Annotated in this window: 15 protein-coding genes; 13 read left to right on the forward strand and 2 right to left on the reverse strand. The window is 50.5% G+C overall.

What is annotated here, in order from left to right; genetic code table 11:
- Positions 1 to 92: 92 nt before the first annotated feature.
- Positions 93 to 620 carry an ATP-binding cassette domain-containing protein gene (locus ACTOY7_RS20255; protein ID WP_482672326.1) on the reverse strand — a complete coding sequence of 176 codons (528 nt, stop codon included), beginning with the start codon at positions 618 to 620 and terminating at the stop codon, positions 93 to 95.
- Between the two features lie 165 nt (positions 621 to 785).
- Between ACTOY7_RS20255 and tnpA the strand changes: the two genes are divergently transcribed.
- The 3 genes from tnpA (at position 786) to tnpC (ending at position 3,290) form a co-directional block, all read left to right on the forward strand.
- Positions 786 to 1,133, forward strand: coding sequence for an IS66 family insertion sequence element accessory protein TnpA (tnpA, locus tag ACTOY7_RS20260; RefSeq protein ID WP_482671500.1), 348 nt, complete (start codon positions 786 to 788; stop codon positions 1,131 to 1,133).
- Positions 1,126 to 1,479 carry an IS66 family insertion sequence element accessory protein TnpB gene (tnpB, locus tag ACTOY7_RS20265; protein WP_160283480.1) on the forward strand — a complete coding sequence of 118 codons (354 nt, stop codon included), beginning with the start codon at positions 1,126 to 1,128 and terminating at the stop codon, positions 1,477 to 1,479. The genes tnpA and tnpB overlap by 8 nt, the downstream gene beginning before the upstream one ends.
- A 152-nt stretch (positions 1,480 to 1,631) precedes the next feature.
- The gene (tnpC, locus tag ACTOY7_RS20270; RefSeq protein ID WP_482671501.1) at positions 1,632 to 3,290 is read left to right on the forward strand and encodes an IS66 family transposase; all 1,659 of its coding nucleotides are present in this window, start codon (positions 1,632 to 1,634) and stop codon (positions 3,288 to 3,290) included.
- A 132-nt stretch (positions 3,291 to 3,422) separates the two neighbouring features.
- Here the strand turns inward: tnpC and ACTOY7_RS20275 are convergent, their stop codons facing one another.
- Positions 3,423 to 3,953, reverse strand: coding sequence for an ABC transporter transmembrane domain-containing protein (locus tag ACTOY7_RS20275; RefSeq protein ID WP_482671502.1), 531 nt, complete (start codon positions 3,951 to 3,953; stop codon positions 3,423 to 3,425).
- A gap of 24 nt (positions 3,954 to 3,977) precedes the next feature.
- Between ACTOY7_RS20275 and ACTOY7_RS20280 the strand changes: the two genes are divergently transcribed.
- The 10 genes from ACTOY7_RS20280 (at position 3,978) to ACTOY7_RS20325 (ending at position 16,701) form a co-directional block, all read left to right on the forward strand.
- A complete protein-coding gene (locus tag ACTOY7_RS20280) occupies positions 3,978 to 4,577 on the forward strand; it encodes a TIM-barrel domain-containing protein (protein ID WP_482671503.1) in 600 nt (199 codons plus the stop codon).
- Between the two features lie 253 nt (positions 4,578 to 4,830).
- Positions 4,831 to 6,192, forward strand: a complete 1,362-nt coding sequence (locus ACTOY7_RS20285) for an MATE family efflux transporter (protein ID WP_482671504.1) — start codon at positions 4,831 to 4,833, stop codon at positions 6,190 to 6,192.
- Positions 6,193 to 6,345: 153 nt separating this feature from the next.
- Positions 6,346 to 7,722, forward strand: coding sequence for an MATE family efflux transporter (locus ACTOY7_RS20290; protein WP_394683831.1), 1,377 nt, complete (start codon positions 6,346 to 6,348; stop codon positions 7,720 to 7,722).
- Positions 7,723 to 7,776: 54 nt separating this feature from the next.
- A complete protein-coding gene (locus ACTOY7_RS20295; RefSeq protein ID WP_160284213.1) occupies positions 7,777 to 8,430 on the forward strand; it encodes a TetR/AcrR family transcriptional regulator in 654 nt (217 codons plus the stop codon).
- Between the two features lie 100 nt (positions 8,431 to 8,530).
- Complete coding sequence (locus ACTOY7_RS20300) at positions 8,531 to 9,721, forward strand: AraC family transcriptional regulator (protein ID WP_300885954.1); 1,191 nt, start codon at positions 8,531 to 8,533, stop codon at positions 9,719 to 9,721.
- A gap of 211 nt (positions 9,722 to 9,932) precedes the next feature.
- The gene (locus ACTOY7_RS20305) at positions 9,933 to 11,366 is read left to right on the forward strand and encodes an MFS transporter (protein WP_160284211.1); all 1,434 of its coding nucleotides are present in this window, start codon (positions 9,933 to 9,935) and stop codon (positions 11,364 to 11,366) included.
- A 173-nt stretch (positions 11,367 to 11,539) separates the two neighbouring features.
- Positions 11,540 to 12,457: a nucleoside hydrolase gene (locus ACTOY7_RS20310; protein WP_160284210.1), complete on the forward strand. Its 918-nt coding sequence runs from the start codon at positions 11,540 to 11,542 to the stop codon at positions 12,455 to 12,457.
- 24 nt (positions 12,458 to 12,481) lie between these two features.
- Positions 12,482 to 13,408, forward strand: a complete 927-nt coding sequence (locus ACTOY7_RS20315) for an ROK family protein (protein ID WP_482671505.1) — start codon at positions 12,482 to 12,484, stop codon at positions 13,406 to 13,408.
- Positions 13,409 to 13,599: 191 nt separating this feature from the next.
- Entirely contained in the window at positions 13,600 to 15,009 is a 1,410-nt protein-coding gene (locus ACTOY7_RS20320) for a glycoside hydrolase family 1 protein (protein WP_482671506.1), read from the forward strand.
- A 120-nt stretch (positions 15,010 to 15,129) separates the two neighbouring features.
- Positions 15,130 to 16,701 carry an alpha-L-rhamnosidase-related protein gene (locus tag ACTOY7_RS20325; protein ID WP_394683827.1) on the forward strand — a complete coding sequence of 524 codons (1,572 nt, stop codon included), beginning with the start codon at positions 15,130 to 15,132 and terminating at the stop codon, positions 16,699 to 16,701.
- The last annotated feature ends 252 nt before the right edge of the window (positions 16,702 to 16,953 follow it).

Here is a 16,953-nt window from a genome sequence, read left to right on the forward strand (position 1 = left end):
ACAGTCGGACAAGAATGCTATTGGCACAGCATAAAAGATGTCCGTAATTGGCAGTTGTTGTTGATTTAAGAAATTACCAACACTTTTTTTGACTAACACCATAATTTTATATTACCATATTCAAACAGATAATTACAAACTTTTTCTTTTGATTCAAAATCTAACCCATTTGTAACTTCATCAAATATAATTATATTATAATTTTGGACTGTTGCTCTAATTATATTTAACATTTGCATTTGTCCTGCAGATAACATAATTCCACGTTCTCCAATAATAGTATTATACCCTTTAGAGAATTGATTAACAATTTCGTCAAAACCAATACACCTTGAAATTTTGAATACTTTTTCTTTATCAATATCTCTTCCTAATAAAATATTCTCTAAAATAGTGCCCGAAAACAGTTCGACTTTCTGTGGAATATATAATATTTGGTTAGTTAATGATTCTTTTGTATATTGCTGTATTTCAATACCATTTACTAATATCCTTCCTTTCTTAACACCATAGTAGTTTGCAATTAATTTTCCTATTGTTTCTTTTCCAGAACCACTATTACCCATTAAAGCAATATTACTATTTGCTTCTATCTTAATATTTACATTTTTGAAAATCAATGAATTTATTGTATACCAATATGATACATCTGTTAATTCTAGCTCTTTTACATTTTCGAGTTTAATATCCCCCCATTCACGATAAACGTAAGCACGAAATAATCCGTATCTATGAATCCCCCATTATTTTTGATACAATAGCTCCAAATCAAGGAGGTATTGCCTATGAATGAAACAAACCTTACAAAAGAAGATTTCTGGATGAAGCGAATTCAGGATTTCCAAAAAAGCGGATTGTCAAGAAAACAATGGTGTCAGGAAAATCAAGTCCCTCTGTCGACTCTCAGTTATTGGATCAGAAAACAAATGCAGAAGCCGTCCGAATTGGATCAAGGGATGGATCCGGTCTTTGCCAGACTCCCTTCTACTGAGTTAGAGGTCTCCTCCCAGCCGTTGTCGGAGTCTCCCCCCATAACGATCCATCTTCCAGGAAGCATCCGGATCGAGGTCAGCGCCGGCTGCCCGCGTGAACTGATGGCCTCTTTGATCCATACACTAAGAAATTATGCTTGACCTGGCAGGCGGGACTACCGTATACCTGGCCTGCGGCAGTACGGATCTGCGTAAGAGCTATAACGGCCTGGCCGCGATCATAAAGTTAAAATTCCATCTGGATCCGTATTCCCGCTGCATGTTCGCCTTCTGTAACCGCAGACGGACATCCATCAAAATCCTTCAATGGGACGGATCCGGTTTCTGGATCCTGATGAAACGGCTTGACCGCAATTCATTCCGCTGGCCAGATACGCCGGATGAGTTGAAAAAAGTGACCTTAAAGGAAATTCATTGGTTATGCGATGGACTGTCCCTGAACCAAAAAGGCGCTTTTGAGGAACATCATCCGAAGATCACAATCTGATCCGCACCGGTTTTCCTGTCAATTCGCAAAAAGCTGAAAATGCGGCAGTTTTCTGTAAAATTTCCTCTGTTTTTCCATCCGGTTTCCTCTCGAAAACAGAGCGGTTTCATGATATACTTTTCTCAGACCACAAGAGATAGGAGGGCTGGATCATGGAACCGCTTTTTTCTGAAAAACAATTGCAGGATATGAGCAAAGAGAATATCATCACATTGATACAGGCCATGCAGGTGCATCAGAAAAAACAGGAAACAGAGATCCAGCTCCTGAAAGAAAAAACGAAGGAACTGGAGTTTATGAATGCGCTGCTTTCGGATCGGCTGGCACTTGCGCAGAGGAAGCAGTTTGGCTCTTCCAGCGAAAAATACGCGGAAGGCTATGAGCAGATGGACCTGTTCAATGAGGCGGAGCAAGAGGCCGATCCCAATGCAGCCGAGCCAGAGATGGAGGAGATCCATCCAAAATCTTATAAACGGAAAAAACCAACCGGAAAAAAGGAAGAGGACCTTTCCGCTTTTGAAACCACGGAAGTGATCAAACATAAATTAGAAGGAAACGACAGATTCTGCCCTGAATGTGGGACAAAATATAAAGTGGTGACTACGGAGACCGTAAAATATTTGAAATTCATCCCTGCCCGATTTGAAGTGGTGGAGGAGACTACCTATGTTTATGCCTGTCCCAAATGCGGAATGATGAAGCGCCCGCAGAAAGATCCGTCACTTCTCAAAGGCAGTGTTGCGACACCATCCCTCGTTGCCGGCATTATGAACGCGAAATATGTGAACGGGATGCCGCTTGCGCGACAGGAGAGGGAGTTCGCAAGATATAACCTGAACCTGTCAACAAAGACCATGGCCAACTGGATCATCCTGTGCGCAAAACGGTACCTGCAGCCGGTCTATGACCTGATGAGGGAAGAATTCCTGCGTGGCAGATATATCCACTGTGATGAAACCCGACTCCAGGTGATCGATGAGCCCGAGCAAAAAGGGACAACCCAGAACTGGATGTGGGTGTATCTTACGGATGAATACAGCGGATCCCCACGGATGGTCCTCTTCCAATATGAAAGGACCAGGGGTGGATACCATCCGGCAGAATTCCTGGGGGATGAATTCCGTGGCTATCTGACCTGTGATGGATACCAGGCTTACCACGGCCTTCCGGAGCAGATCACCGTGACAGGGTGCATGGCACACGCAAGGCGGCGTTTTGATGAAGCCCTTACCCCTTTGAAAAAGGGCTTTACCAAAGAACAGCTGAAAGAAACAACTGCATACCAGGCAATGGCACGGATCGGCATGCTTTATAAGATAGAGGAACTGATCCGTAACCAATCTCCTGAGGAAAGATATACCGAGCGTCAGAAGCAGTCAAAACCGCTTTTAGAGGCTTTCTTCGGGTGGCTGCATACTTTGGAAGGCTCTGTAAACAGGTCTTCTAAAATAGGGGAGGCCGTTTTATACGCGTTAAATCAGGAAAAATATCTAAAAGCCTATCTGGAAGACGGCCATCTGAGCATCGATAACTCGGCGGCTGAGAGGGCGATCAAGAACTTTGCGATTGGCCGCCGCAACTGGCTGTTCTCCAAAAGCATCAAAGGCGCGGAGGCCAGCGCGACCGTATACAGCATCACGGAGACAGCGTTACTGAATGGGCTTAAGCCATATGACTATGTGGCTTACATACTGGAACGCATGAAAGATCTGGGTCCATTCCCGTCAAAAGAAGATCTCCAGAAACTATTACCATGGTCAGAATCCATACCGGAGTCCTGTCGTACAAATCGTCCAGGTGCATCCACTTAGCAGAAACTGCTGGGTGGATTTTTTTGTCAAAGTCCAAATGAATTTTTGCTTATAGAAGAATTCATTGTTTGGTAAGTAAGGAACAGTTTATCAAATGCTGATCATTTTGAACAGGTACAGATTATTTCCTGCTTACCGATAAACGTCTGTATTAAGTATATCTTGATATCTCAATCTAGCTATTTCCCCTTGCTCATAAGCAGCTTGCATATTTGTAATTTTCAAAAAAGGATTAAATACTCGCATTGCTGAAGAATTAAATACTAACAGTGATCCTGCAGCAAAATTATTATTAATCACTAAGTATGCCCCCAACCCTAATACATATAAATTAAATAATGAAATTACTAAGTTTTTCATATTAGTCTGTAGTAAGTTAAAAGCAAAAAATGATTGCATTACTTGGAACAGATCACTCAAGTTATGAGCCACCTTTTTTTCAAATAGATTAGTAACCTGATAGTTTTTTATAGTTTCAATATTCGAAATTGATTCAATTAATGACGAGTTGAATATTTCTTCTTTGTCAAAAAGCTGACTACTATTATTTTTCATTTTCTCATGAGAAAAATATATCATTGCCAAAAAAATAATAAGAGGAATAAACAATAACATAGAAAGCTCGCTGTTTTGTCTCCATAATAGATAATAAATGAAAAACATTCCAATCACATCAATAGGAAGTATTTGAATTCACCACTTGACAATGTGGCAAAGAGGGCATGGAGGCGGAGGGGCAGAAGCCATGGAGGCAATCCGGATGACCCTGCCTTTCGGGAATTATTTGCCAGATGGTTTCAGTGGGGCGCCTTTTGCCCGGTCATGCGGCTTCATGGAGACCGGGAACCCAGACAGCCCCAGCAGGGTACCACGGGAGGCGCGGCCTGCTGTTCCGGCGCGGAGAATGAGGTGTGGAGCTACGGGGAAGAGGTCTACGCCATCTGCAAAAAATATATGAAGCTGCGGGAGCGGATGCGGCCCTATATCAGACGGGTCATGGAGGAAGCTCACGAGAAGGGAACTCCTGTGATGCGGACGCTGTTCTATATGTATCCCAGCGATGCGACATGCTGGGAGATCGAGGATGAGTATTTCTTCGGCCCGGACGTACTGGTGGCGCCAGTGCTGTACGCGGGAGCAGTGTCCCGCAGGGTATACCTGCCGGAAGGGGAGAGGTGGATTGAATACGCTTCCGGAAAGGAATATGAAGGGGGAAAGGAGTATCAGGCGGACGCGCCGCTGGATACGATCCCGGTATATTTGAGGAAAGGGAGCCGGGGATTTTGAGGAGATAACATGTTACTGTTCGTACCTGCGGTGCTCACAGTAAGGAATCCGGCCTATTGAAAGCCGCGCCAGGAACTGTAACACCTTTGATTTCCGAAATGAAATCCCGCGCAGATAGGAGTTGACGGTATGCGGAAGTTAGCTGTATAATCAGACGTATTAAACAGTTTGAATGGAGGCGCGGCATGGGAATTTATCTGAATCCGGGGAATGATGGCGATTCCTATAGGAACGACAGCAGGTGGATAAAACGATGAGCCAAATCGAAAACAAGGCGATTTTTGAAGAGATGCCGATTCCAAAGGCGGCAAAAAAGCTGATGATCCCGACGGTACTCAGCTCTTTAGTGATGGTCATTTACAGCCTGGCCGACACGTATTTTGTGGGGAGGCTGAACGATCCGCTGCAGAATGCGGCGGTGACGCTGGCAGCGCCGGTCATGCTGTCCTTTAACGCGGTCAGCAACTTGTTCGGCGTGGGAAGCTCCAGCATGATGAGCCGGGCTCTGGGGCGGAAGGATTTTGATACCGTGAGTAAAAGCGCGGCCTTTGGGTTCTACTGCGCGCTGGCCGGAGGGCTGCTCATTTCCATAATCTGTCTGTTCTTCCGAACGCCGATGCTGCGCCTTCTGGGGGCAGATGCGGCTACCATGGACGCAACGGCAGCCTATATGAAATGGACGGTCATCTGCGGCGCGGCGCCGTCTATCCTGAATGTTGTGATGGCGTATTTCGTACGCTCAGAAGGCGCGGCATTTCACGCCAGCATCGGAACCATGAGCGGATGCGTTTTGAATATGATCCTGGATCCGGTTTTCATCATGCCCTGGGGGCTCGGGATGGGAGCGGCCGGAGCGGGTCTGGCCACCTTCCTTTCAAATTGTACGGCCTGCTGTTATTTTTTCATACTGCTGTATGTAAAAAGGGGACGCACATTTATCAGTGTGAAGCCGAAGGATTTTACCCTGAAACGGGAGATCGTGACCGGCATCTGCGGGGTGGGGGTTCCGGCATCCATCCAGAATCTGCTCAATGTGACGGGGATGACGATCCTGAACAATCTCATGTCCGGCTATGGCACGGAAGCAGTGGCGGCCATCGGCATTGCCCAGAAGATCTACATGATCCCCATGCAGGTCGCTCTGGGCGGGACACAGGGGATCATGCCGCTGGTGGGATATTCCTATTCCAGCGGAAATTACCGGCGGATGGATGATACGATCCGGTTTGTGAGAAGGCTTTTGATCCCCAGCCTGGCGGTTGTGGCGGCGTTCGGATGGATCTTTGCGCCCGGGCTGATCCGGATCTTCATCAGCAATCTGGAGATTGTCCGGTACGGGGCAATCTTTCTGAGAGCGCTTAGTCTCTGTATCGTATTTCTGGTGATCGATTTCCTGGGGATCGGAGTATTTCAGAGTGTAGGGAAGGGGAGGATCTCCCTGGTGTTTGCGGTCCTGCGCAAGATCGTATTCGAGATTCCGGCGACGCTGATCCTGAATGGGCTGTTTGGGATTCAGGGAATTGCGTACGGGGCGTTTGCGGCGGAACTGATGCTGGCATGTATCAGTACCGTGATCTTGAACCGAATGATGAAGGGACTGCTGAAAATTTCTTGATGTCAAAATAGTGTAGTTTTTTCTTGGTATTCCGTAAGACAATCCAATCAAAATCCGTTATACTATTTGAAATATAACTTTTTTGTGGGATATGCCTTACAGGTCTGCGCGGCAACCGTACAGGAGCGTTCCAATGTTAAAAAGGCGGTGCTTATGAAAACTACAATGACAAAATCATCCACTTTTTATAAAGATATGTTCCGGCTGGCGCTTCCGATTGTATGCCAGAACCTGATCACCACGGCCGTCGGTTCCGCAGACGTGATCATGCTGGGATGGGTGAGCCAGACCGCGCTTTCCGCAGGCTCCCTTGCCAGTCAGATTATGTTCATATTGAACCTTGTTTATTCCGGCATTTCCTCCGGGATCGGCATGCTGGCCGCCCAGTACTGGGGCAGGAAGGACACCCGGACGATTGAAAAGATCATGGGGATCGGCATGAAGCTGTCCATCCTGGTTTCGTCCGTATTTTTTGTGCTGGCATGCTTTTTCCCGAAGCTTTTGATGCTGGTCTTTACATCCGAGCCGGAGCTTATTGAAACAGGCATGCCCTATCTGCGGATCGTGGGGATCTCCTACCTGTTCATGAGCATTTCCCAGGTGTACCTGTGTACCATGCGCTCCATTGAGCGGGTGGTATTCGCGACCGTCACCAACGGATCCGCCCTGGGGCTGAACATTCTCCTCAATGCGGTGTTCATTTTCGGACTGTTCGGTCTGCCGAAAATGGGGATCCTGGGTGTGGCGCTTGCGACGACTACTGCCCGGGGCGTTGAGCTGCTGATCTGCCTGGCGGATGCCTGCCGGTTCGAGACGATCCGTTTCCGGCCACGGATCCTGCTGGAGCATCACAAAGTCCTGTTCCAGGATTTTATGAAATACTCCCTTCCGGCCTTTGGAAATGAGGTTTCCTGGGGAGTCGGATTTTCCATGTATTCCGTGATCATGGGGCACCTGGGAAGCGACATGGTCGCGGCCAACGCAGTGGCTGTTGTGGCCAAAAACCTGGGGACGGTGGTCTGCTTCGGGATCGCCAACGCAGGCGCCATTCTGCTGGGAAAGGCCATCGGCGCCGGGCAGATGGAGACGGTCAAGGAGGACGCGTCCCGCTTCTGCTGGATCACATTTGTCAGCGGGATCGCAGGCGGCGCTTTGATCTTCCTGCTGCGGCCGCTGTTTATGAATATGGCGGATCTAAGCGCTGTCGCGCAGGGGTATCTGAGCATCATGCTGTTTATTAATATGTATTCTGTCCTGGGGCAGGCCATGAACAGTACCGTCATCTGCGGGATCTTCCGCGCGGGTGGGGACTCCCGGTGGGGATTTATCTGTGATGTGATCGATATGTGGCTGTTTGCGGTGCCGCTGGGATTTATCAGCGCGTTTCTGCTGAAGCTCTCGCCCATGTGGGTGTATTTTCTGATCTATCTGGACGAATTTGTGAAGCTGCCGTTTGTGTATCGGCATTATAAAAGCTATCAATGGCTGAAAAATATTACCAGGGATTTTGACGGATCTCCTTTTTTGTGATAAGGTAAATGTATCAAGAGAAACGATGCATGTTGCATGTCAGGAGATGAGACTATGGCAAGAAATAAACACCCCGAGGAAACGGTAAACCTGATTCTGGACACGGCATTCAGCCTGTTTATGGAGAAGGGCTATGAGCACACCTCCATCCAGGACCTTCTCAACAACTTAGGAGGCCTGAGCAAGGGCGCGATCTATCACCATTTTAAATCAAAAGAAGAGATCTTGGAGGCGGTGACGGACCGGATGACGAAGGAATCCAACAGGCTGCTTGGCGTGATCCGTGACCGGACGGATATCACAGGAAGGGAAAAGCTGAAAATGATCTTCGCAGAGTCGCTGAAAAGGCCGGTCCAGGAAGAGATTTTTTCGGCGGCGCCGGATCTGAGCAGAAGCCCGACTCTTTTGTTCAGCATGTTCCGGGATACGGTGGATGATGTGGCGCCGAACTATATCCTTCCGGTGATCCGGGACGGAATCGCGGACGGTTCCATTCATACCGACTACCCGGAAGAGCTGGCGGAGCTGATCATACTGGGGGCGAATGTGTGGATGAACCCCATGGTCTTCGGCAATTCCCCGGAGCAGATCCTTCGGAAGGGCATGGTCTTCGGACAGATGCTGCAGGGCTTTGGGCTGGACATCCTGGACGAGGAGATCATCGGGCGGATGCAGGAGCTTACGGAGATCTATCAGAAGAACCGTTGAATGTACGCGGCCTGCGGCACGGTGAGCAGGCGGCGCGGCAGCGGATCAAAAATGCAATGTAAAAGTTTTTTTGCATAGTTCCTTACACAGGAGGATCGCGATGTCTCAATTGATGGAAAAAATAGAAGCACTCTGCGGAATCCCCATTTTCTGCACAGAGGACGAGAACAGTGCACCGAAAAGCATCGGTGCATTTTTAGAACAGGAAAGCCCCTTTGTGTGCGCCCCGTTTCTTGTGGAGCTGCTGGTCAAACGCTGCATGCGCCAGGCGCTTCCGGTCGTCTATAAAGATGAATACGGGGCCTTTTTTATCTGCGTAAAAGGAAAGAGCGGCTTTTATCTGGCCGGACCGGTCTGCACGGAGGACATGGATTATGCCGGCCTGAACCGGTTCTATGAGGCTTACGGCATTGCCGGGGAGGAGAAGAAGCATCCGGTGAAGACCGTCCTTTTCCGGATCCTGACCTACGCGGCTGTGATCAGTGAACTGGAAAATGGAGTTCCGCTTGACTGCGAGGAGATTTTGAAGGAAAATGGTCTGGTGGAGGAAGTGGAGGCGGAGGTTGAAAAAGAGGATACAGTCCTGGAGATGCGGAAGCTGGACGACGATATGTACCATCACACCTACCAGGAGGAACGCTATGTCATGGAAAGCGTTCGGGAGGGCCGTCCCGGAGAAGCCAGGCGGAGGGCGGATGTGCTTTTTGAAAATGCGGGAATCCTTTCCGGCAGGAAAAAGAACCATTATAAGAACCTGGCCGTGACCTCGGTGACCGTGTGTACGCGGGAGGCCATCGCGGGCGGGGTCTCTCCTGCCAGGGCCTACCGTCTGAGCGATATTTTTATCAACCGGATCGACAGGTGCGCAGATACAAATCAGCTGCAGGAATATTTCCGAAAAGCAATCTACGAATTTGCAAGCCTGGTCGCGGAGGTGAAGTCTGAAAAGGCGGCCAGCAGCTATACGGAACAGTGCAAGGATTACATTTATAAAAATTATAATCATAAGATCTATCTGGAAGAGATCGCAGAGGCCATCGGGATCAGCCCGGGGCATCTCTCAAGGGTATTCCGTCAGGATATAGGCATGACAATCCAGGAATATATCCAGAAGTTCCGTGTGGAGCGGGCGGCAAATCTTCTGAAATATTCGGAGGCCAGCCTGACGGAGATCAGCGACTATGTATGCTTCCACTCCCAGAGCCATTTTGGAAATGCGTTCAAGCGGTATATGAAGATGACGCCCAAGCAGTACCGGGATCAATATAAAGAGAAGGAGTTCCGCTCCTGACCAATGCGCTGGAATGATTTTTACCTGTACGGCTGCTGATCCAGAAATGGAGCTTCATCGCAGCCGTGCAGGTACAAATATGTTTTAATTTTGATAAAAATATTGAAATAATGATATAGATATCTTCTCGCGGAGGCTATAATACAACCATCACAAGTGATCAGGAAACGCGTTTCAAAAAGAAAATGAAAAGGAAGAGGAGATAATCATTATGCAAATATTAAAACATGAACCGAGCTATTATGAGACGACCGCCTTTAAATGGAGGCAGCGTATTGGATTTGGTATCAGCGATTATGCCTGCAACCTGGCATACCTTCTGGCAAATACCTATCTGTTGTTTTACTATACAAACTGTGCGGGACTGGGCGCTTCGGCAGTTGGATTTATGTTCGTTGTTACAAAGTTTATTGATGCATTTACAGACTACATGGTAGGTTCGCTGATCGACCGTACAGATACGAAGATGGGCCGTTACCGTCCATGGATGCTGTGCGGCGCGCCGGTGCTGGCGATCGGCATGGTACTGCTGTTCTCCGTTCCCACCGGATGGAGCGCAGGCGCGAAGCTGGCCTGGGCTTACGTGACCTACGTGATCTTTTCCTTTGGATATACCCTGGTCAATATCCCCATGGCGCCCATCGTTTCCGCGCTGTCTCCGTCTCCGACAGAGCGTACCAAGATCGCGACCACGCGTACCGTATTTTCGAACCTGGGATCCTTGACCTCTTCCCTGTTCGTCATCCCGATGGTTTACTATTTTGCAGGTTCCCAGGACGCGACAGGCGCGGCGCTGGCGACAGGCTACCGGAACACCAATATCGTGCTCGGCCTGATGGTCATTGTCATCATGTGCCTGTGTGTATTCAATACGGCAGAGATCAACCCGCCGTCCAAGACCGTGGCAAAATCTTCCATCCTGCAGGATCTGGGCGCTGTCTTTAAAAATAAGTATTATATCATGCTTCTGCTCCTTGTGTTCTTCCTGTTCCTGGGTTACCTTGGAATGTACGGGGCAATGCAGTACTACTATAATTACATTGTATGCGATCAAAGCTCCATGCCGCTGGCCCTGTCCCTGCTGACGATCCTGGCGATCCCGACGATGATCCTGGCGGCATACCTGAACGGACGCGGGATCCACAAGGTAAAGCTGATGCAGTTCGGCGCGATCGTTGACGTGATCGGCTACGCGATCCTGTTCTTTACCTCCAACGGTACGATCGCAACCCTGTCCCTGGCACTGATCGGTCTGGGCTTCGGCTTCCGCTCCAGCATGTTCTTCTCCATGATGCCGGATATCTACGACTACACGGAATGGCAGTGCGGACGGAATCTGGGAGGAACCCAGAACGCGCTTTCCGGCTTTGTGAACAAGCTGTCCAGCGCGTCCGCATCGGCTATCGTATCCGCGCTTCTGGTATGGGGAGCCTATGACTCCGAGGCAATGGATGCCGCATTGAAGGCAGGACAGAATCTGGCGGAAGTATTTCCGAAGACACAGACCGCCATCAACTTCGCGTTCGGTGGATTGTCCCTGGTGTCTACGATCCTGGCGATCGCGGTCATGATCCCGTATGACCTGGATAAGAGATATCCGGAGATCCGCGCGGATCTGAACAAGCGTCAGGCGGAGTCTGAGTAAGAAAAAGCCCTCTGAGGGATGCGCGCCGCGGCGTACAAGGTAGATGTTGCGATGCAACCGCCGCAGGCGCGAGTTTCGCAAGCAAAACTCTTTTTTTATAAACCGGCTGAATGGCCATGACGGGATGCCCACGGGCATCCTATATGAAAATATGTTCATAAGGAGGAAGGATTATGTGGAACTATGAGTATGTAGTACCGGAAAACAAAAAGGTCCGTGTGATCGTACATACGGACTGCAAAAATGAAGCGGATGACCAGTTTGCTGTGGCGCATCACCTGATGACACCCCGATTCGACGTAAAAGGGATCGTGGCAGGGCATTTCTGGAAAAATCCCCAGACCTACGGGGAGGAGGGAACCGCGAAAGCCAGCTACGATGAGGTCATCAAGGTACTGGACCTGATGGGGCTGGAAGGAAAATACCCTGTGCTCATGGGAGCTGCCACCGGAATGAAGGACGAAAAGACCCCGATTGATTCCGAGGGAGCGAGATTTATCATAGAGGAGGCCATGAGGGAGGACAGCCGCCCGCTGTACGTTGCCTGCCAGGGCGCGGTGACTGACGTGGCTTCCGCGCTACTGATGAAGCCGGAGATCGCCGAACGGATGACGATCATCTGGATCGGAGGAGGGGACTACCCGAAGGGCGGATTTGAGTTCAACCTGATGATGGATGTCCATGCGGCAAATGTGATCTTTTCGTCGCAAGTTCCGCTGTGGCAGGTTCCCAAGAGCCTGTACAAGGTGATGGCGGTGTCTTTGGCAGAATTGCAGCACAAGGTCCGTCCCTGCGGAAAGATCGGGGAATACCTGTTCCGGCAGATGGTAGAGTTCAACCAGTACGCGGCAAAATATGAAATGGCATGGCCCCACGGAGAGATCTGGGGACTGGGCGACCAGGGAACCATCGCCGTGCTTATGGAGGAGTTGGAAAAGGTCAGCTACGATCTCGTACCCGCCCCCAGGGTTGCGGAGGATATGACCTATATCCACGGACAGGACAACCGGGAGATCCGGGTGTATAAATATCTGGATGCCAGGCTGACGCTGGAAGACTTTTTTGCGAAGCTGGCGATTAATTTTGGATAAGCAGAAAAAACGAGGTGAACGGGGATGGAAAATTATCTCGTGATTGACGGCGGCGGGACATTTACCAAATACGCCTTGATGGACGAAAACGCCGCGATTTTGGAAAAAAACAAGGTTCCCACTCCCGGCTACAAGGACCACAAAAAGGAAGACTATTACCGCATGCTGGACGGAATCGCGGAGCAGTACAGGGACCGGATCGCGGGGATCGCCATGAGCCTGCCCGGGATGCTGGATTCGGAACGTGGATATTGTGTGACCGCAGGTTACCTTGCCTATCTCAGCGAGTCTCCGGTGGCGGAGGAGCTGGAAAGCCGGTACGGATTTCCGGTATCCATCGAAAATGACGGGAAATGCGCGGCTCTGGCAGAATTTTGGCAGGGCAGCCTGAAAGGCTGCAGAAACGGCGCCGTGGTGGTACTGGGCTCCGGGGTAGGCGGCGGCCTGATCCTAAACGGGGCGCTCTACCGGGGAAGCCATTTTTCGGCAGGAGAGTACAGCTATGTGTGCGCCAATGAGAACCAATCCCAGGCGCTGGACGGCTACTGGGGGATCTCCGGCGGCGCGCCGGGGCTGGCAAAGGCGGTGGCAAAGCACACCGGAACGAACTGGGAGGAATACGATGGGATCCGGATTTTTCAGCAGGCCAATGACAGAAATCCGGAAGTACTCAAAGGGCTGAGGGATTTTACCGATTCCCTGGCGGTGCAGATCTACAATTTGAATATCCTGCTGGATCTGGACTGTGTGGCGATCGGCGGCGGGATCAGCCAGCAGCCGCTGCTTCTGGAATATCTGCGGGAGAGCATGGACGCGCTGGTTGACAACAACCCCATTAAAATGATCAGTCCTCATATTCCGAAACCAACGCTGACGACCTGCAGATTTTACAACGACGCGAACCTGATCGGGGCGCTGTATCGTTTTAAAGAACTAAAAGCAGCAGCATGAAGAGGTTATACTGCGCGCCAGATAAATCTGCCGCACAGCATAACATGATGTGCGCAGCCGCATAAGGAAATATGCCGCTTCGCGGCTACGGCTGGCGCGATACTCCCGGCAGATTTCATCGGCCGTGAGTATATTGACACATGAAGCTGACGGGTCTGCACAATACGGATCAGAAAAGGAGGATTCAGAAGATGGCATTTCCAAAAAACTTTCTCTGGGGAGGGGCTGTGGCTGCCAACCAGTGCGAGGGGGCCTATCAGGAGGACGGAAAGGGATGGAGTACCCAGGACGTGACACCCCGCGGCATCGTGGGTCCCAGGACCGAAGAGCCCACCCCGGACAACATGAAGCTGGTGGGGATTGATTTTTATCACCGTTATCAGGAGGATATCAAGCTGTTTGCGGAGATGGGATTCAAGGTCTTTCGGACATCCATTGCGTGGAGCCGCATTTTCCCGAAGGGGGATGAAGAGGAGCCTAACGAAAAAGGGCTTAAGTTTTACGACGACCTGTTTGATGAATGCCTGCGGTATGGCATAGAGCCGCTGGTGACGATCTCCCATTATGAGACGCCGCTGTATCTGTCGAAGACCTATGACGGCTGGGTCAACCGGAAGATGATCGGATTCTATGAGAAATATGTCCGCGTGATCTTCGCAAGATACGGCAGCAAGGTGAAATACTGGCTCACCTTCAATGAGATCAATTCCGTGCTGCACCAGCCTTTCTTAAGCGGCGGCATTTTCACGGAAAAGGAGAAGATCTCCCCGCAGGATCTGTACCAGGCGGTCCATCATGAATTTGTGGCAAGCGCGCTGGCGACGAAGATCGCCCATGAGATGATGCCGGAGGCAAAGGTAGGCTGCATGATTTTAAGCATGCCCACTTACCCGCTGAGTCCGTCTCCCGACGATGTGATCAAGGTGATGGAAAGCGTCCACAAAAATGATTTCTTCGGGGACGTGCATGTGTGCGGATATTATCCGGGATATATGAAACGATATTTCCGGGAGAACGGGATCCGGATCCGGATGGAACCCGGGGACGAGGAGATCCTGAAACATACGGTGGATTTTGTTTCCTTCAGTTATTATATGAGCGTTTGTGATACGGCGGATCCGGCGAAGCAGATCCAGGGCCAGGGGAACCTCATGGGCGGCGTGCCCAATCCTTACCTGGAAGCCTCTGAGTGGGGCTGGCAGATTGACCCCCAGGGGCTGCGCTACGTGCTGAATTATTACTGGGACCGCTACCAGAAGCCGCTGTTCATCGTGGAAAATGGTCTGGGAGCGGTGGATGTGCCGGTGGAGCGCGCGGACGGCACGAAGACCGTGGAGGACGATTACCGGATCGACTATCTGCGGAAGCATTTGCTGCAGGTGGAGGAAGCCATTGAGGACGGCGTGGATGTGATGGGATATACGTCCTGGGGCTGCATTGACCTGGTGAGCGCGTCCACGGCGGAATTGAAAAAACGGTATGGATTTATCTATGTGGACCGGAACGACGACGGCACCGGGACGCTGGAACGTTATAAAAAGAAATCCTTTTACTGGTATAAGGACGTGATCGCGACCAACGGAGAGAAGCTTCACGAATAGTTAGAAATAATCATATGTCAGGAGGAAGGCAAATGCGAAGCATTTTTTGAATGCTTTCCGACGATATGGCAGGTGACGCGAAGCGGCGCGTGCCGATACAACTTTATAGGAGGAATAAGCATGGCAGAAGCATTGGTGAGCGTGATACCGGAAATGAAACGGAAAACGGTGGACGCATTTGTAAAGAAAGCGGTGGAACTGGATCATGACCTGATCGAGAAAAAGACCGCTCCCGTGTCGCTGGTGACGATCGGACGGTCGGAACAGGGACATGGCATAGTAACAGAAAAAACAGGGATTGAAGAAATGCCGAAGAGGCGGCTGGCAAAGGGAGACAGCATCTGCATGGATTTCGGCGACCATCATGTGGGATACGTGACATTAAAGCTGAATTCCGCGGGAAGCCCCCAGGATGCTCCGGCATTTCTGCGGCTGAAATTCGCGGAGATCGCCAACGAGATCCTGGAGGATTCCTCCACCTATGAGGGATGGATCAGCAAAGGGTGGATCCAGGAGGAGTTTATCCATATCGATGTGCTCCCCTGCGAGTTAAAGCTCCCAAGGCGGTATGCCTTCCGCTATCTGGAAGTGCTGGCGCTGGATACCTCCCAGAAGTTTCAGGTGGTCGTGGAAGACGCGGAGCTGACGGCCGTTTCCGCCGTATCCATGGATGCGGTAAAGCCGGTGGACGGACTTCCGGAAGACCTGCAGAAGATTGACCGCGCCAGCCTGAAAACGCTGCAGGACTGCATGCAGCATGTGTTCGAGGACGGCCCCAAGCGGGACCGCCGTCTGTGGATCGGGGACCTGCGTCTGCAGGCAAAGGCAAACTACGCCACCTTCGGCAACTATGATCTGGTGAAACGCTGCATGTACCTCTTCGCAGGCCTGACCCGGGACGACGGCAAGATCGGCGCCTGCCTGTTCACAGAGCCGGTGATGCAGGTGGACGATACCTTTTTGTGGGATTATTCCCTGTTCTTTGTTTCCATTTTATACGACTATTATCAGGAGACAAAGGATCTGGATATCGTAAAGGAACTGTGGCCTGCGGCTTACCGGCAGATCGAGCTGGCCCAGGAGGACATGAAGGACGGCGTGCCGGATACGGAAAAGAACCCCATGCTGGCTTTCATTGACTGGAAGGACGGGATCGACCGCCAGGCGCCGGCCCAGGGCGTGTGGATCTACTGCCTGCGCCACGGAAAAGTGCTGGCGGGTCTGGCGGAGGATCCGAAGGCGGAGGCAGAGATCGAGAAGCTCTTAGAGGAAGCATTGGAAAACGCAAAGAAGCGTTTCTGGGATGAAGAGCAGGGATTTTTCGTCAGCGGCGCGTCCCGGCAGGTATCCTGGTCCACCCAGGCGTGGATGGTCCTTGCGGATGTATTGGAAAAGGAACAGAGCCGCAGGCTGATGCTGCATCTCCTGGAGGAGAGCCCGGAAATGGGCGTGGCGACGCCTTACGCGTACCATCATGTGATCGAGGCGCTGCTCCATGTGGGAGAAAAGGAGAAGGCGCTGGAGCTGATGAGAACCTACTGGGGCGGTATGATCGAGCTGGGGGCGGATACCTTCTGGGAGGCATTTGACCCCAAGGATCCGAACGCTTCGCCTTATGGAAATACGCAGGTGAACAGCTTCTGCCATGCGTGGAGCTGTACGCCGGCGTGGCTTTTGAGAGAGTATTTTTGACGTTGAAAAAGTGCAGGGTACTTAACGCATAAGAACAGAACATCCTGTATTCTGCAAAATTGCAGAGTATAGGATGTTCTTTAAAATATCACATCTTTACGCAGACTCCCAATAACATTTATTGCAAGTTCTTCGCTGGTTCAAAATCTTTTACTAGTACATCGAATAATTAATAACTGGCCTAATTAGCATTTGATTTTATGCCAGCTTTAACGGCTTCATCCTGACTTATTTCATCCATTTTATAAGTCC

The organism is Schaedlerella sp., assembly GCF_056796775.1.